This is a genomic window from Neisseria shayeganii, assembly GCF_014054965.1.
In the GTDB taxonomy this organism is placed as follows: domain Bacteria; phylum Pseudomonadota; class Gammaproteobacteria; order Burkholderiales; family Neisseriaceae; genus Eikenella; species Eikenella shayeganii.
Genome location: NZ_CP059567.1, coordinates 510,741 through 531,113, shown reverse-complemented (window position 1 = coordinate 531,113; position 20,373 = coordinate 510,741). Strand labels below are relative to the sequence as shown.

The 20,373-nt window shown below is 59.0% G+C and carries 22 protein-coding genes, 1 tRNA gene and 1 pseudogene; 14 read left to right on the top strand and 10 right to left on the bottom strand.

Annotated elements, in window-relative coordinates; translation table 11 throughout:
• The first annotated feature begins 82 nt into the window (after window positions 1–82).
• Entirely contained in the window at window positions 83–1,486 is a 1,404-nt protein-coding gene (trkA, locus tag H3L94_RS02515) for a Trk system potassium transporter TrkA (protein ID WP_009118747.1), read from the top strand.
• 90 nt (window positions 1,487–1,576) lie between these two features.
• On the opposite strand, the gene H3L94_RS02510 is transcribed toward trkA, so the two are convergent.
• The 5 genes from H3L94_RS02510 to H3L94_RS02490 all read right to left on the bottom strand — a co-directional run bounded on the left by H3L94_RS02510 (window position 1,577) and on the right by H3L94_RS02490 (window position 5,256).
• The gene (locus H3L94_RS02510; protein ID WP_182122531.1) at window positions 1,577–2,725 is read right to left on the bottom strand and encodes an iron-containing alcohol dehydrogenase; all 1,149 of its coding nucleotides are present in this window, start codon (window positions 2,723–2,725) and stop codon (window positions 1,577–1,579) included.
• Window positions 2,726–2,986: 261 nt separating this feature from the next.
• Entirely contained in the window at window positions 2,987–3,877 is an 891-nt protein-coding gene (gene ubiA / locus H3L94_RS02505; RefSeq protein ID WP_182122530.1) for a 4-hydroxybenzoate octaprenyltransferase, read from the bottom strand.
• A 17-nt stretch (window positions 3,878–3,894) separates the two neighbouring features.
• Window positions 3,895–4,179, bottom strand: a complete 285-nt coding sequence (locus H3L94_RS02500) for a hypothetical protein (protein WP_009119315.1) — start codon at window positions 4,177–4,179, stop codon at window positions 3,895–3,897.
• A 164-nt stretch (window positions 4,180–4,343) separates the two neighbouring features.
• Window positions 4,344–4,709: a DUF1294 domain-containing protein gene (locus tag H3L94_RS02495; RefSeq protein ID WP_182122529.1), complete on the bottom strand. Its 366-nt coding sequence runs from the start codon at window positions 4,707–4,709 to the stop codon at window positions 4,344–4,346.
• A gap of 31 nt (window positions 4,710–4,740) precedes the next feature.
• Window positions 4,741–5,256 carry a chorismate--pyruvate lyase family protein gene (locus H3L94_RS02490; RefSeq protein ID WP_182122528.1) on the bottom strand — a complete coding sequence of 172 codons (516 nt, stop codon included), beginning with the start codon at window positions 5,254–5,256 and terminating at the stop codon, window positions 4,741–4,743.
• 70 nt (window positions 5,257–5,326) lie between these two features.
• Here H3L94_RS02490 and H3L94_RS02485 point away from each other — a divergent pair, with 70 nt between their 5' ends.
• From H3L94_RS02485 to H3L94_RS02465, 5 genes are all read left to right on the top strand, one after another.
• Window positions 5,327–5,797, top strand: a complete 471-nt coding sequence (locus H3L94_RS02485; RefSeq protein ID WP_244958811.1) for a SixA phosphatase family protein — start codon at window positions 5,327–5,329, stop codon at window positions 5,795–5,797.
• Window positions 5,798–5,878: 81 nt separating this feature from the next.
• A complete protein-coding gene (locus tag H3L94_RS02480; RefSeq protein WP_182122526.1) occupies window positions 5,879–6,262 on the top strand; it encodes a YkvA family protein in 384 nt (127 codons plus the stop codon).
• A gap of 86 nt (window positions 6,263–6,348) precedes the next feature.
• The gene (locus H3L94_RS02475) at window positions 6,349–7,809 is read left to right on the top strand and encodes a protein adenylyltransferase SelO (protein WP_182122525.1); all 1,461 of its coding nucleotides are present in this window, start codon (window positions 6,349–6,351) and stop codon (window positions 7,807–7,809) included.
• Window positions 7,810–7,849: 40 nt separating this feature from the next.
• On the top strand, window positions 7,850–8,290 hold the full coding sequence (locus H3L94_RS02470; protein WP_182122524.1) for an META domain-containing protein: 441 nt from the start codon (window positions 7,850–7,852) through the stop codon (window positions 8,288–8,290).
• Window positions 8,291–8,570: 280 nt separating this feature from the next.
• Window positions 8,571–9,353 (top strand): transporter substrate-binding domain-containing protein, encoded by a 783-nt coding sequence (locus H3L94_RS02465; protein ID WP_244958810.1) that lies wholly within the window; start codon window positions 8,571–8,573, stop codon window positions 9,351–9,353.
• Between the two features lie 100 nt (window positions 9,354–9,453).
• Here H3L94_RS02465 and H3L94_RS02460 read toward each other — a convergent pair whose 3' ends face one another.
• From H3L94_RS02460 to H3L94_RS02450, 3 genes are all read right to left on the bottom strand, one after another.
• Complete coding sequence (locus H3L94_RS02460) at window positions 9,454–9,882, bottom strand: hypothetical protein (RefSeq protein WP_009118756.1); 429 nt, start codon at window positions 9,880–9,882, stop codon at window positions 9,454–9,456.
• 65 nt (window positions 9,883–9,947) lie between these two features.
• Entirely contained in the window at window positions 9,948–10,412 is a 465-nt protein-coding gene (locus H3L94_RS02455; protein ID WP_182122522.1) for a hypothetical protein, read from the bottom strand.
• Window positions 10,413–10,545: 133 nt separating this feature from the next.
• The gene (locus H3L94_RS02450) at window positions 10,546–11,742 is read right to left on the bottom strand and encodes a hypothetical protein (protein ID WP_182122521.1); all 1,197 of its coding nucleotides are present in this window, start codon (window positions 11,740–11,742) and stop codon (window positions 10,546–10,548) included.
• Window positions 11,743–12,160: 418 nt separating this feature from the next.
• On the opposite strand from H3L94_RS02450, the gene hisC reads away from it, so the two are divergent.
• Complete coding sequence (gene hisC, locus H3L94_RS02445) at window positions 12,161–13,231, top strand: histidinol-phosphate transaminase (RefSeq protein ID WP_009118761.1); 1,071 nt, start codon at window positions 12,161–12,163, stop codon at window positions 13,229–13,231.
• Between the two features lie 219 nt (window positions 13,232–13,450).
• Complete coding sequence (gene lgt, locus H3L94_RS02440; RefSeq protein ID WP_182122520.1) at window positions 13,451–14,323, top strand: prolipoprotein diacylglyceryl transferase; 873 nt, start codon at window positions 13,451–13,453, stop codon at window positions 14,321–14,323.
• A 20-nt stretch (window positions 14,324–14,343) separates the two neighbouring features.
• Here the strand turns inward: lgt and H3L94_RS12290 are convergent.
• Window positions 14,344–14,507 (bottom strand): annotated as a pseudogene (locus tag H3L94_RS12290) (lipoprotein signal peptidase).
• A gap of 415 nt (window positions 14,508–14,922) precedes the next feature.
• Here H3L94_RS12290 and H3L94_RS02435 point away from each other — a divergent pair.
• The 5 genes from H3L94_RS02435 to H3L94_RS02415 all read left to right on the top strand — a co-directional run bounded on the left by H3L94_RS02435 (window position 14,923) and on the right by H3L94_RS02415 (window position 19,164).
• Window positions 14,923–16,521: an isocitrate lyase gene (locus H3L94_RS02435; RefSeq protein WP_182122519.1), complete on the top strand. Its 1,599-nt coding sequence runs from the start codon at window positions 14,923–14,925 to the stop codon at window positions 16,519–16,521.
• A gap of 227 nt (window positions 16,522–16,748) precedes the next feature.
• Window positions 16,749–17,339 carry an azurin gene (gene azu / locus H3L94_RS02430; RefSeq protein WP_182122518.1) on the top strand — a complete coding sequence of 197 codons (591 nt, stop codon included), beginning with the start codon at window positions 16,749–16,751 and terminating at the stop codon, window positions 17,337–17,339.
• 117 nt (window positions 17,340–17,456) lie between these two features.
• Window positions 17,457–17,951, top strand: a complete 495-nt coding sequence (locus tag H3L94_RS02425) for a GAF domain-containing protein (RefSeq protein ID WP_009118766.1) — start codon at window positions 17,457–17,459, stop codon at window positions 17,949–17,951.
• A 119-nt stretch (window positions 17,952–18,070) separates the two neighbouring features.
• A complete protein-coding gene (locus H3L94_RS02420) occupies window positions 18,071–18,724 on the top strand; it encodes a protein-L-isoaspartate O-methyltransferase family protein (RefSeq protein ID WP_182122517.1) in 654 nt (217 codons plus the stop codon).
• A 113-nt stretch (window positions 18,725–18,837) separates the two neighbouring features.
• On the top strand, window positions 18,838–19,164 hold the full coding sequence (locus H3L94_RS02415) for a rhodanese-like domain-containing protein (RefSeq protein ID WP_182122516.1): 327 nt from the start codon (window positions 18,838–18,840) through the stop codon (window positions 19,162–19,164).
• A gap of 50 nt (window positions 19,165–19,214) precedes the next feature.
• Here the strand turns inward: H3L94_RS02415 and H3L94_RS02410 are convergent.
• Window positions 19,215–19,290: transfer RNA gene (locus H3L94_RS02410), tRNA-Arg, on the bottom strand.
• A 254-nt stretch (window positions 19,291–19,544) separates the two neighbouring features.
• Here H3L94_RS02410 and H3L94_RS02405 point away from each other — a divergent pair.
• Complete coding sequence (locus tag H3L94_RS02405) at window positions 19,545–20,354, top strand: c-type cytochrome (protein ID WP_182122515.1); 810 nt, start codon at window positions 19,545–19,547, stop codon at window positions 20,352–20,354.
• Window positions 20,355–20,373: the final 19 nt, after the last annotated feature.

Genomic DNA, 20,373 nt, shown 5'->3' with positions numbered 1-20,373 from the left:
CTTTTGCCCGCCCCCGCTTTTTCCGCCCGACAGAGGTGGTAAAATGGCGGCCTGATTTTTTGCCGACAATGGCGGCCCAACCATGAAAATCCTGATTCTCGGCAGCGGCCAAGTAGGTGCCACGGTGGCGCAAAACCTGGCCGAGCTGCCCCACCACGATGTGACCGTCATCGACAACAATCCCGAAGCCCTGCGCAGCATTAGCAGCAAGCTCGACGTACAAACCCTGGCCGGCAACGGTTCCTCGCCCGCGGTGATGGCCGAAGGCGGCGCTTACGACACCGACCTGCTGCTGGCGCTCACCCGCAACGACGAAAGCAATCTGGTGGCCTGCAAACTGGCCGCCACGCTGTTTAACATTCCCAACCGCATCGCGCGGGTGCGAGCTTCCGAATATCTGGAATACCGCGGCGAACAGGCCGAAGAAGACAGCCCTTCGGCACTGGAAGTGTTTGAGGTCACCGAATCCATCTGCCCCGAGCAATTGGTCACCGAGCGCCTGATCGGCCTCCTCAACCACCCCAGCGCCTTACAGGTGTTGAAGTTTGCCGACGACAAAGTACGCATGTTGGTGCTGCGCGCGCAAAAAGGCGGCCTGCTGCTCGACAAACCCATCCACGCCATCCACGAGCACCTACCGGCGGACGTAGACTGCCAAATCTGCGCCATCTACCGCAACAACAAGCTGATTGTGCCCACCGCGCAAACCGTGATTCTGCAGGGCGACGAAGTGTTTGTGGCCGCCGCTACCGAGCACGTGCCCGCCGTTTTGCGCGAACTGCGTCCGCTGCAACAGCCCACCCGCCGCGTGATGATTGCCGGCGGCGGCAACATCGGCTACCGGCTGGCCAAACAGCTGGAAAGCCAGTTCGACATCAAAATCATCGAGGCCGACGAAAAACGTGCCGAATGGCTGGCCGAGCAGCTCGACAACACGCTGGTGCTGCAAAGCTCGGCCACCGACGAGAGCCTGCTCTCCGGCGAATACATCGACGAAATCGACGTGTTCTGCGCGCTGACCAACGACGACGAAACCAACATCATGTCGGGCATGCTGGCCAAAAGCCTGGGCGCAAAGCGGGTGATCGCCATCGTCAACCGCTCCAGCTATGTGGATTTGCTGCAGGGCAACACCATCGACATCGTGGTGTCGCCGCATTTGGTCACCATCGGCTCGATTCTGGCCCACATCCGCCGCGGCGACGTGGTCGCCGTCCACCCGCTGCGCGGCGGCAGCACCGAAGCGGTGGAAGTGGTGGTGCACGGCAACACCGACACCTCGAAGCTGGTCGGCCGCCGCATCGAGTCCATCCGCTGGCCCAGCGGCTGCCATGTGGCCGCCGTGGTGCGCGGCGATGAAGTATTCATGGGCCACAAAGACATCGTGCTGGCCGATGGCGACCATGTGATCCTGTTCGTCTCCCGCCGCCGCGTGGTGCGGGAATTGGAAAAGCTGATTCAGGTGAAAATGGGCTTTTTCGGCTGAAGCAAGTGTCAAAAAAGTGCCGTCCCGATTCGGGCGGCACTTTTTACTCAATACCATCGGCAGTGGCGGTTCAGGTAGCCTGCCGGATGCTCAGCGTTTGCCGTAAGCGGCATCGAAGATGCCGATGATGTCTTCCAAGCTGGCTTGCACCGGATTGGTCAGGCCGCAAACGTCTTTCAGCGCGTTTTCGGCCAAAATGGTGAAGTCTTCGCGTTTCACGCCCAGCTCTTCCAGCGATTTGGGAATGCCCACCAAATCGGCCAGTTTCTTGATGGCCTCAATCACACCCAAGCCGGCCAAGTCGGCATTGTTGGCGGCCAAGGCTTGGCCCACTTGGTTCAGGCGCGCTTCGGCGGCACGCATATTGTAGGCTTCCACATGCGGCAGCAGCAGCGCGTTGCAGACGCCGTGCGGCAGGTCGTAGAAACCGCCGAGCTGGTGCGCCATGGCGTGCACATAGCCCAAAGAGGCGTTGTTGAAGGCCATGCCAGCGAGGAACTGCGCATAGGCCATTTGTTCGCGGGCTTCCTGATTGTTCGGTTCGGCCACGGCGGTGGGCAGGTAGGCGGCGATCAGTTCGATGGCTTTGATGGCGCAGGCATCGGTAATCGGGGTGGCGATGGTGGACACATAAGCCTCAACCGCGTGGGTCAGCGCGTCCATGCCGGTGGCAGCGGTCAGCGACGCAGGCATGGCCTCCATCAGCGAAGAATCGTTGATCGACAGGGTGGGGGTTACGTGTTTATCGACAATCGCCATTTTCACGTGGCGGCTTTCGTCGGTGATGATGGTGAAGCGGGTCATTTCCGAAGCGGTGCCAGCGGTGGTATTGATGGCCACCAAGGTCAGCTGCGGTTTGTCGGATTTGTCCAAACCTTCGTAGTCTTCGATTTTGCCGCCGTTGGTGGCCACCAAAGCAATGCCTTTGGCCGCATCATGGGGCGAACCGCCGCCCAGCGACACCACGAAATCGGCACCGCTCTCTTTCAATACCGCCAAGCCGGCATTCACATTGCCCACGGTAGGGTTGGGCTGTACGCCGTCAAACACTGCCGACTCGACGCCGGCTGCGGCCAGTTTGTCGGCCACCAGCTGGGCCAAACCCAGCGACACCAAGGGTTTGTCGGTAACAATCAGTGCTTTTTTAAAGCCGAGACGGGCAATTTGGGCCACGCCTTCGTCTAAGGCGCCGGCGCCGATCAGGTTGCGGGTAGGCATAAAAAACTGAGAAACGGCCATGGTTGTGCTCCTTGATAGTGATGGTGGGGCTCCGTTCACACCTGTTTCAAGACGGTAGGCAGCGGAGCAGTACGCTTCAGGAAACCGGATACGGCCAGTTGCCTGACTTCGTTTTGAATTGTACGCCGCCCCTGCAGCTGCGACGTGCCGTAACTTTGCGCCAAGTCAAACTTCGCGCAAAAAATACGGCAAGGGCGCAAACAACAAGGCGGCAACTGAGTTGCCGCCTTGTTGCGGTGAGGCCATTTGGCCCATTCACCTTCATGCGCTGTAATGGGCCAAGATGCCGACAAACACCACCCAGCCGATGCGGTTATTGCTCAGAAAGGTGCGGAAGTGCTGCCAGCGGTCGCCGCGACGCATCTCGTGGTATTGCCCCCATTGATGCCACAGCACATAAAGCAGCGCCAGCCAATACGGCCATAAAGCCTCCATCCACACGCCCACCCCCGCCATCAACAGCACAAACAGCCCGTGGCAGAACATGGTGGCGGCCACATCATGGCGGCCAAACGTGATGGCCGAAGTGCGGATGCCGATTTTCAAATCGTCCTCCTTGTCCGACATCGCATACACCGTATCGTAAGCCAGCGTCCACGCCGCATTGGCCGCATACAGCACCCAAGCCTGCCACGGCACTTGGTTTTGCACCGCGGCAAACGCCATCGGAATGCCGAAGGAAAACGCCAGCCCCAGATAAAATTGCGGCAGCGGGAAAAACCGCTTGGTAAACGGATAGGTCAACGCCAAAAACAGCGCCGGCAGGCTCATCAGCCAAGTGAGGCGGTTGAGCGGCAGCAGGCATAACGCCGCCAAAAGGCACAACAGGGCCGTCAGCCACAGTGCTTCTTTTTCCTTCACCCGGCCGGCGGCGAACGGACGCTGATTGGTACGCGCCACCGCGCCGTCGAAGTGGCGGTCGGCAAAGTCATTGATCACGCAACCGGCGCTGCGCATCAAAAACGTGCCCACAGTAAACGCCGCCACAATCGGCCACGGCGGCAGGCCGTCGGCGGCAATCCACAAAGCCCACCAAGTCGGCCACAGCAAAAGCAGCGTGCCGATGGGTTTGTCGGCACGCATCAGTTGGAGGTACACGCTCAGGCGGTCGGCCCAAACGGGCGGCAAAGCGGCGAAAAGGGTTTGCATCATAGCGGCGCTTCCTCCGTTCAAACCGCGCGCCCGTAGCCGCTGGCTTCTATTAAGAAGCCAAAGCCCAGCAGCAGCAACACGGCCAGCAGCGTTACCGCCACCATCACAATCAGATAGGCTTTACAGAAATTGGCTTTGTTCGGATGGGTGCGCCCGTCAAATGCCCACACCAACAGCAGTACCACATTCAACAGCGGCACGGACAACAACACCAGCGTCAGCAGCCAGTCGCCCACCGTCATCACCGGTGCAACAGCCTTGTCATCCGCCGGCGGCAAAGGAGGTTGGTAAGGAGCATTCATCGCTTCGCTTCCTGCTTCAATCGGTTTAATCCAAGGGAAAAGTCAAACGTAGGTCGAATACTTGTATCCGATCAAGCTTACGACTACCTGAAAGATTTTTCCTAAGCGCATTATCCATGTGTCGGATTAAGAATCCGGCCTACCTGACTTTCAGGTAGCCTGCTTCATCCAGATAGCCACAGCGCCCAGCCGATCACGGCCGCCACATTCAAACACACCGTCAGCCAAAACACCCGCAAAAAACCGGGCTTGCGGGTTTTGTGGCGCAAAAAAGCCTGTGCCAACCAAGCGCCCGGCCAGCCGTTGGCCAAGGCCAAACCGTGCAACAGCCGCTCCGGCACCCGTCTGAAGCCGCACACCGCAGCGGCTTTATCATAAGCATAAACCGCAAACAGCAAAGCGGCAGCCGGCAGATAAGACAGGGCCGGTAACAAGGGCAAACGGCCGGTAATCACCAAGGCGGCCAAAATACCGGCATACAGCACCAGCCCCAACGCCGCCGTCACACGGCCGCGCCACCGGTACGGCATCCCAGGCTTCAGCCGCCGCGCCATTTTTAGGCTACCTGAAAAAACCTTGCAGGGCGGGCAAAAAGCATTCGGTCAAACCCAACACCTCACCGCCGGCGGCAAACAGCGAACGGCGCGCCCACACGCTGCCTTCTGCCGCCGCTAACCAGCCCGCAGGAACGCGGGCAAAGGCAAACGGGCTGCGCGAAGCGCGGATGCCGCCGCCGAACAGCTGCGCACCCAAAGGCTGGGTGCCGCAATCGAGCACCTGCTTCCAGCCCGCGGCATCGTCGGCACACACGCTGCGCGCCCACACCACCGGCTCGCCGTCCAGCAGCAGGTGCACTTCGCGGGCATAAAACGCCGCCGCTTCGGCCGGCAGGCATTCGTCCGCCCACAAATCCCGCGCTTTCCCCTGATGGCGCACCTGCACGGCAAACGCCGCTCCGGTGGCCATCAGAGCGGCGGTAAGCGACTGTTGGCGCATCAACTCGGCCAAGGCGGGCGCCACGTCGGAAAATTGCGGCCGCCAGTCGAGCGGCGGGCGGGCAGCGGAAGGATGCTTCATCGGTTTCAGGTAGCCCCTGTGGGGCAAAAACGCTAAGATGGGCGGCATTGTACACCGAAAGGAAAAGCGCATGAATCTGATTCTCTGGCGGCACGCCGAAGCCGAAGAAGGCCACGACGACCTGCAACGCCGCCTCACCGAAAAAGGGCACGCCCAAGCCCAAGCCGCCGCCCGCTGGCTGCGCGGCTACCTGCCCGAACACGCCGAAGTGTGGGCTTCAGAAGCCCTGCGCAGCCAGGAAACCGCGGCCGCCCTCGGCCTGCCTTACCGCATCGTGCCCGCGCTCAATCCCGTCAATGCGGTGGAAAAACTGCCCGCCCTGCTGCACAGCTGCCGCAGCCGGGACTGCATCGTCTGGGTGGGCCACCAGCCGTGGATCGGCCAATTGTGCGCCTATCTGCTCAACCGCCGCTGGACTGACGAGCCATATTGGTCGGTAAAAAAATCCGGCATCTGGTGGTTCCAACTGGATTTCGACGCCGAAGGCCGCCCCGAAGCCAAACTGAAAGCCGCCATCACCCCGCAAATGCTGCTGACTTGACACAGCAAAACTTGAAACCCGGCGCAAGGCACCCATGTAAGTGCCAGTTTTCACACACTCAAACACTCAAAAGGACCAGCCATGCCGAACACCCGCGAACCCCGCCGTCCCGAATCGTTCATTCCCGAATTCCGCCGGCGCCGTCTCGACGAAGGCAGCTTTTTGCGCAAACTGAAACGCTTCTCCCTGCGCCTCGGCCGCCCCGCCGTACAGCAGCTGTATGCGCTTTATTTTCTGTTTAAATCGCCGCATACCCCCAAACGCGCCAAGCTGATTATTGTGGGCGCACTGGTGTATTTCCTCAGCCCCATCGACAGCATCCCCGACCTGCTCGGCCCCTTGGGTTTCAGCGACGATTTGGCCGTTATCGCCCTAGTTTATGCCCAAATGAAACAATACCTCACCGAAGACCTCAAAAACCGCGCCAAAATCGCCGCCCAAAAACTCATCGACAATAATTCATAAACTATTTTCTGCTTTTTTCAGGTAGCCTTTCAGGCTACCTGAAAGCTTTTTCCCATCCATATCCATAAAACAAAACACTGCACGCCATGTCCCTCGCCTTGCACCTGCCCCGCCTGCAACGCCTCGGTTTCCTCTGCGAAACCGTCCGCCCCGAAGCGTTGAGCCGCCCCGAGCTACCGGTTTTCAGTTCGGAGCTCGCCGCCGAACTCGGCATTCCCGACTCCGTGTTCGTCCAAGCCGACACCGTGGCACAACTGAGCGGCAGCGCTGCGCGCTACGACCCCGCCCCCATCGCCACCGTTTACAGCGGCCACCAATTCGGCGTGTATGTGCCGCAGCTGGGCGACGGCCGCGCCATGCTGCTGGGCGACCTGGCCGCCCCCGACGGCAGCCGCTGGGAAATTCAGCTCAAAGGCAGCGGCAAAACCCCGTTTTCCCGCTTCGCCGACGGCCGCGCCGTATTGCGCTCCACCATCCGCGAATACCTCGCCTCCGAAGCCATGCACGCGCTCGGCATCCCCACCACCCGCGCGCTGGCCATTACCGTCTCGCCCGACCCCGTTTACCGCGAACAGCCAGAAACCGCCGCCGTACTCACTCGCGCCGCGCCCAGTTTTCTGCGTTTCGGCCACTTCGAATATTTTTACCACCGCCGCCAACACCAGCACCTCGCCCCGCTGGCCGACTACCTGATTGCCGAACACTACCCCGAATGCCGCACAGCCGAAAACCCCCACCTTGCCCTGTTTGAGACCGTTACCCGCCGCACCGCCGCCCTGATCGCCCAATGGCAGGCCGTCGGCTTCTGCCACGGCGTGATGAACACCGACAATATGTCGCTGCTCGGCCTCACCATCGACTACGGCCCCTACGGCTTTCTAGACGGCTTCAACCGCCACCACGTCTGCAACCATTCCGACGCCGGCGGCCGCTACGCTTACAAAGAACAGCCCTATGTGGCGCAATGGAACCTGCTCAAACTCGGCTCCGCCTTCCTGCCGCTGGCCGCCGAAGCAGAACTCATCGCCGTCATCGAAAGCTTTGTCGGCCACTACCAAACCGGCTACCTGAACGCCATGCGGCAGAAACTCGGCCTCAGCCACAGCCAGCCCGACGACGCCGAACTCGTCCACGACCTGCTCGACGTGCTGCAACAGGCCGAAGCCGACTACACCCTGTTTTTCCGCCGCTTAGCCGAAATGCCCGCCGAACACCAGGCCCCGCTGCCCGACAGCCTGTTGCGCCTGTTTCCCCACGCCGAGCGCCTCATCCATTGGAGCGGCCGCTACAAACGCCGCCTGCGCCAGGAAAACCTGCCGCCGGCAGAACGCAAACGGCAGATGGACGCCGTCAATCCGCTCTATGTCCCGCGCAACTACCTGCTCGAACAGGCCATCGCCCAAGCCCGCGACCACGGCGATTTCGACGGCGTCCGCCGCCTGAAGGCCTGTTGGCAGGATCCGTTTACCGAGCGCACCGAATACGCAGACCTGGCCGACACCCCGCCCGACTGGGCGGCCGACATCTGCATCAGCTGCTCCAGCTGACGCCCGCCGTTTCAGACACCCACCGTTTAAGGAATCCGCCATGACTGATTATCGCGCCCTGCTGCCGCTTTTCACCTATCTGGGCCTGCTCGGTGCCTGCGCCGCCGCTCCGGAGCAGGTTGCCGAACCCGGCCTCAAGAGGGTTTGGATGGTCAGCGAATGGCCCGGCTTCACCCGCGAAGCGCTCACCGCCGCCCAAGCCCGCCTCGACTTGAGCGCCCTGCCGCATGGCGGTGCCTACATGGGCTGCAACCGCCTGATGTTTCAGGTAGCCGACGTCCATCCCCTGCGGGCAAGCGGCAGCTTGAACATCGGCTCCGTCGCCGCCACACGCATGCACTGCCCGGGCCACATGGATTTGGAGCAGGCTTTCAGCCAGCACTTCCGCCGCTTCCAACACTACCGCTTAAGCGGCCACCGGCTGACCCTCGAAGATGCCGAAGGCAACACCATCCGCCTGATTGCCGAAGATTGGGACTAACCGGCCCTTTGATTGAAGCGGCCGGCCAGCGTCGCATCCGACGTATCCAAACGCCCGAACAGGCTACCTGAAACTTTCAGGTAGCCTGTTCGCCACAAACAATTCAACAGATTTGCCTCATCTCAGCCATATCCATAAAATTTGACGCCAAAAATTACTTTTAATAGGCATTAAATTCTGAAAAATAGAATTCATAAGCACATAATGCCATTATGAAAGTTTTTAAAAGCTTAAACCCCGCGCTACAATGCCGCCCGTTTTCCCCTCTATCGAGCACATCATGCTGAAACAAACCGCTATCGCCTTGCTGTTGGGCAGCCTCACCCTGACCGCCCACGCCCAAACACCCGCCGCTCCCGACACCCTAAACCGCGTTATGGAAAGCAAAACCCTGCGCGTCTGTTCCCCCGGCGACTACAAACCCTTCAGCTTCGACCACAACGGCCGTTTCGAAGGCGTGGATAACGACCTGATGGACGCCCTAGCCAAATCTTTGGGCGCACGGGTGGAAATCGTCAAAACCAGCTGGCCTACCCTGATGAGCGACTTTACCTCGGGCAAATGCGACATCGGCGTTGGCGGCATTTCCATTACCCTGCCCCGCCAGCAACAGGCCCTGTTTACCGAACCCTATTTCACCAACGGCAAAACCCCGCTCGTGCGCTGCGCCGATGTGGGCAAATACCAAACCGTCGAGCAAATCAACCGCCCCGAAGTGCGCATTGTGGCCAACCCCGGCGGCAGCAATGAAAACTTCGCCCGCACCGTGCTCACCCATGCCCGTCTGACCATGCATCCGGAAAACCTCACCATTTTCCAAGAGCTGATCGACGGCCGCGCCGACGTATTCGTGACCGAAGCTGCCGAAGCCATTGTGAAAAGCCACGAGCACAAGGGCGTACTTTGCGGCGTCAACCCCGACCGTCCCTTGCGCCCGGCGCAAAACGGCTGGCTGATTCCCGACCGCGACTTCCGCTTCAAAGCCTATGTCGACCAATTCCTGCACTTGGAAAAACTGTCCGGCAACCTTGACCGCACCATCCGCCGCTGGCTGCCGCAATAAGCATCGGCAGGGGGCGCCTGCCCAGGCTACCTGAACCAAAAAAATCCCGCACGGTAGGTTCGTCCGTGCGGGATTTTTTTGGTTCAGGTAGCCCGAATGCTTAAAACACCTTTCTCCGCCCTTCAAACACCTGAATGCTGTAATCGCACACCGTAGCGGCGCACTGCTCCATATTGACGGTTAAGGTATGGCTGCCGCTTTCCGCAGCCTGCCAGCCGAATACGGGGAAAGCATGGCTTTCCTGATTGGCCTTCAGCACACTGCCATCGTATAGCAAAAGCAGATCGATGTCGCTGCAACGGCGGTCGCAATCGGCAAAAAACGTATAATGCCGGCCGGCGCTCAGCTCAATCTGATAAGGCCGCGACTGCCCGTTGGGCAAGCTGCCGCTGATGACCTGATGCGGCTTGGCGGACGGGTCTTCCTTGCTCATCATATCGCTGTTCATTTGCTGCGCCTGCAACAGCCAATCGCTCTTGGCCGATGCCGCGGCGCTGAACAGCAAGAAAAACAGAAACAGTTTGCGCATGGGTCAAAACCAGTCAGAAGATAAAGATGGGGGCCTTGGTGCCGGCGGCAGCCAACCCCCGCCGCTTACTCGGCCGCTTGGCTGTGATCGGCCTCATAAATCACCACGCTGCCTTCGAAGGCATGCACAGTGGCGGCGCAACGGGAACGGGAGCAGGTTTCCATGCTCAAATGCAGCGTATGCGTGCCGCTGCGGGTGGCCCGCCAACTGAACAGCGGCTGGTCGTCCGCCAATCTGTCGGCGCGCAATTCACGTCCGTTGTGACTCAAAGACAAATCAATATCGGAACAGGCTTGGTCGCAATCGCCGTAGAAGGTGTACACCTTACCGGCGCGCATGGTCACCGGCAGGGTGAACACTTGCCCGGCCGCCAGGTTGGTGCGGCGCAAAAACAGCTCTTTGGCGCCCGGATCGGCGTTTGCCACCACTTCGCGGTTGACATCGTGCGCTTCCTGCAGCACATCGGCTTGTGCCGGCAATACGGCCAAGGCCAGCAACACACCCAAACCCCATGTTTTCATGATCTTCATGGTCCTTACTCCCAGTTTCTCGGTTTTTATGCCTTTCCTTCCGCATCAGGCTACCTGAAGGTTTCCGCTGAGCAGACATTGGCGCCGCTCGTTTTCAGGTAGCCTGACCGGGGAAAGTTAAAGACGGGTTTGATTAATCTTCGTAAACCATTTTGCTGCCTTCGAAGATGTGGGCGCTCACGGCGCAATCTTCGGTACTGCATTCTTTCATCGGAATGGTCACGGTGTAAGCACCGCTGCGGTTGGCGCGCCAGCTGAACAAGGGCACGCTGTCCGCCATCGTATCGCTTTTCACTTCGCGGCCGTTGCGGCTGAGTGTCAAATCGATGTCGGAGCAGGCATTGTCGCAGTCGCCGTAGAAGGTATAGACCTTGCCCGCGCGCAGGTTCAGCGGAATGGTCAGCGTTTGGCCTTGCGGCAGACGGGTTTCGCGCAACATCAGCTCGCGAGCGCCCGCGTCTTTGTGTTGCACCACTTCACGGTTGGTTTTATGGGCATTTACCAAAGAAGTGTCCAAGTCTTTGTTGCTTTCGAAAATTTGGGTGCTGTAGCGGCATTTATCGGTATCGCAATCTTCCATGGATACGGTCAGCTTGTATTCCCCGCTTTGGCTGGCGCGCCAAACAAATTCGGGGGCGTCGCCCGAATCGGTGAGCGAACGGATGGTTTGGCTGCCGCGGCTCAGGGTCAGGTCGATGTCGCTGCAGTCGGTGTCGCAATCGGCAAAGAAGGCATAGTATTTGCCGGCGGTCAGCTGCACGGTTTCACTGTGTTTTTCGTCTTCGGCCAAGCTGTGGGTGAAAATCGGGCGCTCTACGGCGGTGGGGTCGGCTTCGAGAATCTTGTTGCGGTTGACTTTCTGCGCTTCCGGCAACCAATCGCCGCCGCTGCCGCCGCTGCTCACCACTTGGGTGCCTTCAAACGCCTGCACGTGGGCACGGCAGCGCGAATCGCTGCAGTCTTTCATCAACACTTCCACTTGGTAAGCACCGCTCTTGTCGGCCACCCATGAGAATACCGGCGCATCGCTGCCGCCGCGCTCGCTGTGCACCTCGGTGCCGTTCAGGCTGACGGTCATGTCGATGTTGCTGCAGTCGGTGTCGCAATCGCCGAATACGGTGTAGGTTTTGCCTGCCTGCACGTTCAGGGTGGTGCGGCCGGTTTCGCCTGCTTTCAGATTCAGATGGCGCAATTGGATTTCACGGGCTTGGGCATCGGCTGCTTTCACCGTGTTGCGGTTGATTTCCTGCGCGCTGCTCAGATAGCTGTCTGCCGCCCAAGCCGGCACGGACAAAACGGCCAATACGGAAACTAAAGCAAGTTTTTTCATGGTATATCCTTCACATTAAGAATGATTAAGTAGGCGATTCCATTTCGGAAATCCGCAGCGGAACCAACCGTCCCGCCGCAATGAGCGGCACTTCCCGCACCATGCCGGCGAAACGGGCAGACAAATGCCCGCAAACCCTTGCCAATTATGCCTGCTAGTCCGATTTGTTGCCAAGCAAATTTAAGCGGTCAAGCAGGATTTTCAGGTAGCCGGAACGTCTGCCTTATGTTGCTCTGCAACATCCGTCCGGCGGCGCTTGCGCTTGCTCGGACGAGATAGCCGCCTTTCGGAAAATCTGCTAAATTGCCGCCGCAATCAGGCGGAAAAGGTTTCCGCCGAGTATGGTTTTTTCTGCCCGGCCCCGCCGGGCGAGACGAAACCGTATTCGCTTCAGACAGCTACAAACAAAGGAGAAATCATGAGTCATCTCGACTGCATCCGCAACGACATCCGCAATATGCGCGCCTATCAGGTGGCCGACGTACCGGCCGGCTTTATCAAGCTGGACGCCATGGAAAGCCCTTACGACTACCCCGAAGACATGAAAAAAGAGCTCGGCCGCACCTTGGCCGAAGCGCCGATCCGCCTCTATCCCAACCCCGCCACCTGCGGCCTGCTGCAAGTGCTGCGCGACACCTACCAAATTCCGGACGAAGCCGATGTGGTGCTGGGCAACGGCTCCGACGAGCTGATCGAGCGGCTCACCATGTTGGTGTCCAAGCCCGGCGCCAAAGTGCTGGCGCCCGCTCCGTCTTTTGTCATGTACCGTGTGAATGCCGAATTTTTCGGCCTCGAATTCATCGGCGTGCCGCTGCGCGAAAACTTCACCATGGACTTGGACGCCATGCTGGCCGCAGTCAAAGAACACCAGCCGGCCCTGGTGTTTATCGCCTACCCGAACAACCCCACCGGCGGCCGCTTCGCCCGCGAAAAAGTGCAGGCCATTATTGATGCCGCACCCGGCATTGTGGTGGTGGACGAAGCCTACGGCGCCTTCTCTTCCGACAGCTTCCTCGGTGAAGCGGGCAAAATTCCCAATCTGGTGGTGCTGCGCACCTTGAGCAAAATCGGCTTCGCCGGACTGCGCATCGGCTACGCCAGCGGCACACCGGCCTTGATCAACGAGCTGAAAAAAATCATCCCGCCCTACAATATGAACCAGCTCAGCCTGGCCGCCGCCGAGTTTGCCCTGCAATACCGCCCCTTCATCACCGAAAACATCAACAAGCTCAAAGGCGAACGCGAACGGATGCGCACCGCCCTGCACGCCTACCCCGCCATCCGCGATTTCCCCAGCGAAGCCAACTTCCTCACCCTGCGCGTGCCGGATGCCAAAGCCCTGTTCGACAAGCTCTACGAGCACAACATCTTGATTAAAAACCTGCACGGTACCCATCCGCTGCTCGACCAATGCGTGCGCATCACCATCGGCCTGCCCGAGCACAACCAGGCCGTGCTGGCCGTATTGGCCGAAATGTACGGCAGTTAAGCAGTTCGTTTATTAATCCTATTCAATATTCTCGCCCGTTTTCAGGTAGCCTCTTTCCTATGCAGGCTACCTGAAAACCCATACGGGCTACCTGAAAAGGCGCCTGCCAAGCCTGCTCCAATATTCCCCGCCCCTTCTTCCTCTTCCTGACGGCACCGGCTCCCCGCCCGCCGCCATTCCGCTATATAATGCCGCTCTTTCCACCGATTGGGCGCCCCCATGCTGATTCACCCCCAATTCAATCCGGCCATCATCGAATTCGGCCCGCTGGCCATCCGCTGGTATGCGGTCAGCTTTATCGTCGGCTTCATGCTGTTCATGTGGCTCGGACGCCGCCGCATCCGCGCCGGCCACACCGTTTTCACCCAAGAAATGCTCGACAATTTCTTTACTTGGGGCGTATTGGGCGTGATTTTGGGCGGCCGTTTGGGCTATGTGCTGTTTTACCGACCCGACTTCTACTTCGCCCATCCGATGGAAATTTTCAAGGTTTGGCAGGGCGGCATGTCTTTCCACGGCGGCTTTCTCGGCGTGTTGATTGCCATGGTGCTGTTTGCGCGCAAATACCGCATCAGCGTACTCAAAGTGTTCGACTTCATCGCCCCGCTCACCCCGCTGGGCTTCGCTGCCGTCCGCCTCGGCGGCAACTTCGTCAACGGCGAATTATGGGGCCGGGTTACCGACCCCAACGCCTTTTGGGCCATGGGCTTCCCGCAAGCCGCCGCAGCCGACCACCAACTGGTATTGGCCGACCCCGAACGCTGGGCGGCGGTGTTCGAACAATACGGCATGCTGCCGCGCCACCCTTCCCAACTCTACCAAGCCGCACTTGAAGGCCTGCTGCTGTTTGCCGTGCTGTGGTGGTTTTCCGGCAAACCCCGCCCCGACGGACAAACCTCCAGCCTGTTTCTGCTCGGCTACGGCGTGGCGCGCTTCATCGCCGAATTCGCCCGCGAGCCGGACGACTTCCTCGGCCTGCTGTCATTAGGATTGTCGATGGGCCAATGGCTGAGCCTGCCGATGATGATACTCGGCCTGGTCGGCATGATTTGGTTCGGCCGCCGCCGGCACCCGGCCCAAACCGCCGCCTAAAATCGGCCGCCGTACCCACTTCAGGCTACCTGAAATCTTTCAGGTAGCCTGAGACCTTTGCAAACCCTCAGATGTGGATGCAGTTCAAGGCGTAGCAGCACAGCGGGTGCAGACATATCACACGATAGGCAAGCGAGCGAGCAGCGCACAACGCAGAAATGCACCGCAGATGGGGGTTTCGCAAAGGTCTCAGCCTGAATCTTTGCCGCCCTGCTCACCTTCCTATTCCATAACGCACATTAGATTCATTGCCCCTACCCGGCACAGAAAAATTATTTTTAATAAAAAATCAGAATCTTAAATAAAATTTTTCACCCCAACCTGATTTTTTTGTCTGCCGAAAAAGCCTCAAAACCGTTTTCTCGAACCCCAACACCACCGTTTTTTCATCACAAACGAAACCGCCCCCATCCCGAGTATTGCCCTGCTGCTGCCAAAGCACACGAAACGAAAAGCAAACATTCGTTTTTGTGGGCTTGCGAACACCGGTGCCGACATCCGGCCGGGGCTAGCCAAAGCCGCAAAAAAGGGGTACATTTACTGCACTGCAACAAACGCAGAAACCATATAAAACGCTAATCAGAACAAAGGATTGCATCATGTCTCAATATCAAGACCAAATCAAAGCCGCTTCACAGGTTCAAACCGAAGCCGGTAAGGGCTGGCATGCCATCAACCCCGAATACGTTGCCCGCATGCGCCTGCAAAACCGCTTCAAAACCGGCTTGGACATTGCCAAATACACCGCCGCCATCATGCGCCGCGACATGGCCGAGTATGATGCCGATTCCGCCAACTACACCCAATCGCTCGGCTGCTGGCACGGCTTCGTGGCCCAGCAAAAACTGATCTCCATCAAAAAGCATCAGAAAACCACCAACAAACGCTATCTCTACCTGTCCGGCTGGATGGTGGCCGCCATGCGTTCCGACTTCGGCCCGCTGCCCGACCAATCCATGCACGAAAAAACTTCCGTGCCCGCGCTGATTGAAGAACTGTACACCTTCCTGCGCCAAGCCGATGCCCGCGAACTGGACCTGCTGTTCACCGATTTGGATAACGCCCGCACTGCCGGCGACAAAGCCAAAGAACAAGAAATCCTGAATAAAATCGAAAACTTCGAAACCCACGTAGTGCCGATTATTGCCGACATCGACGCCGGTTTCGGCAACGCCGAAGCCACTTATCTGTTGGCGAAGAAAATGATTGAAGCCGGCGCTTGCTGTATCCAAATCGAAAACCAAGTGTCCGACGAAAAACAATGCGGTCACCAAGACGGCAAAGTAACCGTACCGCATGTGGACTTTCTGGCCAAAATCAATGCCGTTCGCTACGCATTCTTGGAATTGGGCGTGGATAACGGCGTGATCGTTGCCCGCACCGACTCTCTGGGCGCCGGCCTGACCAAACAAATCGCCTTCTCCGCCGAACCGGGCGATTTGGGCGACCAGTACAACAGCTTCTTGGAAGGCGAAGAAATTACCGACCTGAGCCAAGTGAAACCCGGCGACGTAATCGTGAACACCAACGGCAAAACCATCAAGCCGACCCGCCTGCCCAGCAACCTGTTCCAATTCCGTAAAGGCACCGGCATCGACCGTGTGGTATTGGACTGCATCACCTCTTTGCAAAACGGCGCAGATTTGTTGTGGATTGAAACCGAAAAACCGCACATCGGCCAAATCAAAGAGATGGTGGACAAAATCCGCGAAACCATCCCGAACGCCAAACTGGTGTACAACAACAGCCCGTCTTTCAACTGGACGCTGAACTTCCGCCAGCAAGTGTTCGACGCATGGAAAGAAGCCGGTAAAGACATTTCCGCTTACGAGCGCGACAAACTGATGAGCGCCGATTACGACGACAGCGAATTGGCAAAAGAAGCAGACGAACGCATCCGCACCTTCCAGAAAGATGCGTCAGCCCAAGCCGGCATCTTCCACCACCTCATCACCCTGCCGACTTACCACACCGCCGCCCTGTCCACCGACACTTTGGCCAAAGGCTACTTCGCCGAAGAAGGCATGCTGGCTTACGTGAAAAACGTTCAACGCCAGGAAATCCGCAACGGCATCGCCTGCGTGAAGCACCAAAACATGGCCGGTTCCGATATTGGCGACAACCACAAAGAGTACTTTGCCGGCGAAGCCGCGCTGAAAGCCGGCGGCAAAGACAACACCATGAACCAATTCTCCTGATTCTTCTGTAATCTGTGATGTTTTAGACGGCCTTTCGGCCGTCTCTTTTTATGCCTGCCCGACACGCCCTTGCACCACAGCTCCTCCCTATCCGCCGCAAATTTGACGCTTCTCGGCCGAAGGCGTATAAACGGGCTGCACTCTTGATTATTTATTTTCGGGAAACCGACGCCGGCTCCGGCGCTGCTTCGGTTTCCCTTCATTTCCCCCAACCATAAGGAAGCATCATGAAAACCTATTTGCCCGCTTTATTGGCCTCCGCCCTGATCCTTGCTGCTTGCGGCGGCGAGTCTGCCCCTTCCGCCCCGCCTGCGGCTTCTGCCCCTGCGGCCGCCTCCGCACCCGCTTCCGCACCGGCCGACCACAGTCACCATGCCGCTTCCGAAGCCCCCGTGGCCGAAGCCTCCGCTCCTGCCGCCGCAGCCGCGACCGGCTGTACCGTGGCCGTGGAAACCGGCGACGCCATGCAATACAACACCAAAGAAATCAACATCCCGAAAAGCTGTGCCGATTTCACCATCATCCTGAAACACACCGGCACCATGCCCAAAGCCGCCATGGGCCACAACATCGTGATCACCAAAGCCGGCGACATGAACGGCGTCAATAGCGACGGCATCAGCGCCGGCGTAGACAAAGGCTACCTGAAACCCGACGACGAGCGCGTGATTGCCGCCACAAACATGATCGGCGGCGGCGAAGAAACCAGCGTCACCTTCCCCGTCAGCAAACTGAGCGCGGATGGCGAATACAAATTCTTCTGCACCTTCCCCGGCCACGCCGGCGTGATGAACGGCCAAATCAAACTGGTTGACTAAACCCCTTATCCCGCCCTCAGGCTACCTGAACTGCGCCCCGCGGCCGTTCAGGTAGCCTGAGGGCGGTTTGTTCCGACTAACCGGCCAATCTAAAACCTCCCTTTCCCACCCCACACCATGCACGAACTCCACCTTTCCGCCCAAAACAAAGCCGGGCGCTATGCCGAACTGCTTCCCCAAATCGAAGCCCTCATCAGCGGCGAAACCGATGTAACCGCCAATCTGGCCAACACCGCCGCCGTGCTCAAACACAGCTTCGGCTGGCTGTGGATCGGCTTTTATCTGGTCCGCGGCCGAGAGCTGGTGCTCGGCCCCTTCCAAGGCCCGCTGGCCTGCACCCGCATCCCTTACGGCCGCGGCGTATGCGGCCAAACCTGGGCCGAACGGCAAACACAAATCGTGCCCGACGTCCACGCCCATCCCGACCACATCGCCTGCTCTTCCCTGTCGCGTTCCGAAATCGTCGTACCCGTTTTCAATGCTGCCGGCGAAGTGTGCGCCGTACTGGACGCCGATGCCGACACCCCCGCTGTCTTCGACGAAACAGACGCCCAAGGCTTGGAAGCCGTCTGCGCCTTGCTCAGCCGCCATCTGTTTGCAAACAGCCCATAAGCGGCCGCTAAAGGCTAACTGAAACGCATCGCCTGCTTTCAGGTAGCCTTTAGCGACGCAACGCTCTATAATTGCGCGTTTTCATTCTCATCCGGCCACCCCAATCTGCGGAGTCCACCATGAATTTCGAACAAGCACGCTTTAATATGGTCGAGCAACAAATCCGTCCGTGGGACGTGCTCGATTTCGACATCCTCGATGCCCTGTCCGACCTGCCGCGCGAACGCTTCGTGATGCCCGAGCAACTCGGCTATGCCTATGCCGACACCGCCCTGCGCCTGCCCAACGGCGGCCAGATGCTGGAGCCCAAAGTCATCGCCCGCCTGATGCAGGGCCTCAAGCTGCAAAAATCCGATACCGTGCTCGAAATCGGCACCGGCTCCGGTTACGCCACCGCCCTGCTCGCCACCCTGGCCGGCCGCGTGATCAGCGTCGATCTCGACGAAACCCAGCAGCAACGCGCTGCCGCCGTATTGGCCGAACTGGGCATCACCAATGTCGAATTCCGCGTGCTCGACGGCTTGCACGGCTTGGGCGACACCTTCTCCGCCGTTTATGTGGGCGGCTCCTGCCCGGTCATGCCGGAAAAATTGAAACAGCAATTGGCCGAACACGGCCGCATGGCCGTCATCGTTGGCGAAGCCCCAGTGATGCGCGCCACTTTGGTCGAACGCACCGGCAGCGACACCTTCAGCGAAACCGTGATGTTCGACACCGTCGCCCCGGCGCTGCACAGCAAGGCCACACCTGCGCCCGGCGCTTTCCGCTTCTAAGCCACAGCAAACAGCCCCGCCTTCGCGCCGGGGCTGTTCTTTCATCTGCCGCCACACACTTGCGACCCGCTCTTCTTTCAGGCTACCTGAAACCGCACACACCTTCTGCCGCTATGTCCGCCATCCAATCCCTATCCGTACACACCCTGCAGCAATGGCAGCAGGAACAACGCCGCTTCATCCTGCTCGACGTGCGCGAAGACGATGAAGTCGCCTTCTGCCGCCTGCCCGGCAGCCTGCACCTCCCCATGCATCTGGTACCGCTGCGCCACAACGAGCTGCCCGACGACCAAGCCATCGTGGTGTACTGCCACCACGGTATCCGCAGCCTTCAGGTAGCCCGTTTTCTCGAACACGCCGGCTTTGACGAACTGTACAACCTCAGCGGCGGCATCGACGCCTGGTCGCAACTCATCGACCCCGAACTGCCCCGCTACTGAAGCGGCCAATGCAAAAAAAGCAGCCCTCCAAGGCTGCTTTTCATCAAAAATGGCGCACCCAACAGGGATCGAACCTGTGACCTCCAGCTTCGGAAACTGACACTCTTCCAACTGAGCTATGGGTGCTTAAGGGGCGTAAGATTAGCGCAAAACGGCCGACAAGGCAAAACAATTTTCTCGCCGATGCTGCCCGATATTTCCGCCTTTTTTGAGTTAAGCCAAATTTTGCGATTGGAAACCCCTACCGAATTCAGTATAATCCCGCAAAATATTGTAAACCCGTTTACAGAAATCAGAACACGCGGCCGAGCGGCGCACACCGCCCAACCCGCGGTTTTATAACACAGCAATCACCACCAAAACGGCGAGGCCCACCTCAAATGAACTCTCACCCAAACAGCGTAAAAGGCTCTGCTCTGACTACCCTAATCGGCGGCATCGTCATCTTGCTTGCCGTCTTGTTTTTCCTGGTTAAACTGGCTACCGGCGGTTACTACAGCGATGTGGAAGACATGAATCCCAACGCTGTGGAAACCCGCATCAAACCGGCCGGCGGCCTGCTGCTCGGCGACGGTACGCCTGTGGGCCAACGCGAAGGCAAGCAGGTCTTCGACAAAGTCTGTATCCAATGCCACGGCGCCGATTCCAATGTGGCCTTCTCTCCCAAAATTACCCACAACGCCGATTGGGCGCCCCGCATTGCCAAAGGTTTTGAGACTTTGGTGAAACACGCCATCGACGGCTTCGTCGGCCCCCAAGGCGGCTCGATGCCCGCTCGCGGCGGCGACACCACGCTGACCGATGACGAAGTGGCCCGCGCCGTTGCCTACATGGCCAACGAATCCGGTGCCAGCTTCAACGCACCGGCCGTACAGAGCGAAGGCGGAGAAGCCGCCGCCTCCGGCGAACAAAGCGCCGCAGCCGGCGACAGCTCGGCTACCGGCAAAGCCGTGTTCGACAAACTGTGCGTTGCCTGCCACGCCGCCAACTCCACTTTCCCGAATTCCCCCAAAATCACCCATAACGACGACTGGGCACCGCGCATTGCCCAAGGCCGCGAAACCCTGCTGAAAAACGCCATCCAAGGTTTCAAAACCATGCCGGCCAAAGGCGGCGACCCCAGCCTCTCCGATGCCGAAGTAGAAGCAGCCGTCGCTTATATGGTGAACCAATCCGGCGGCACCTTCTAAAGTTTCCTGCCAGCACGCC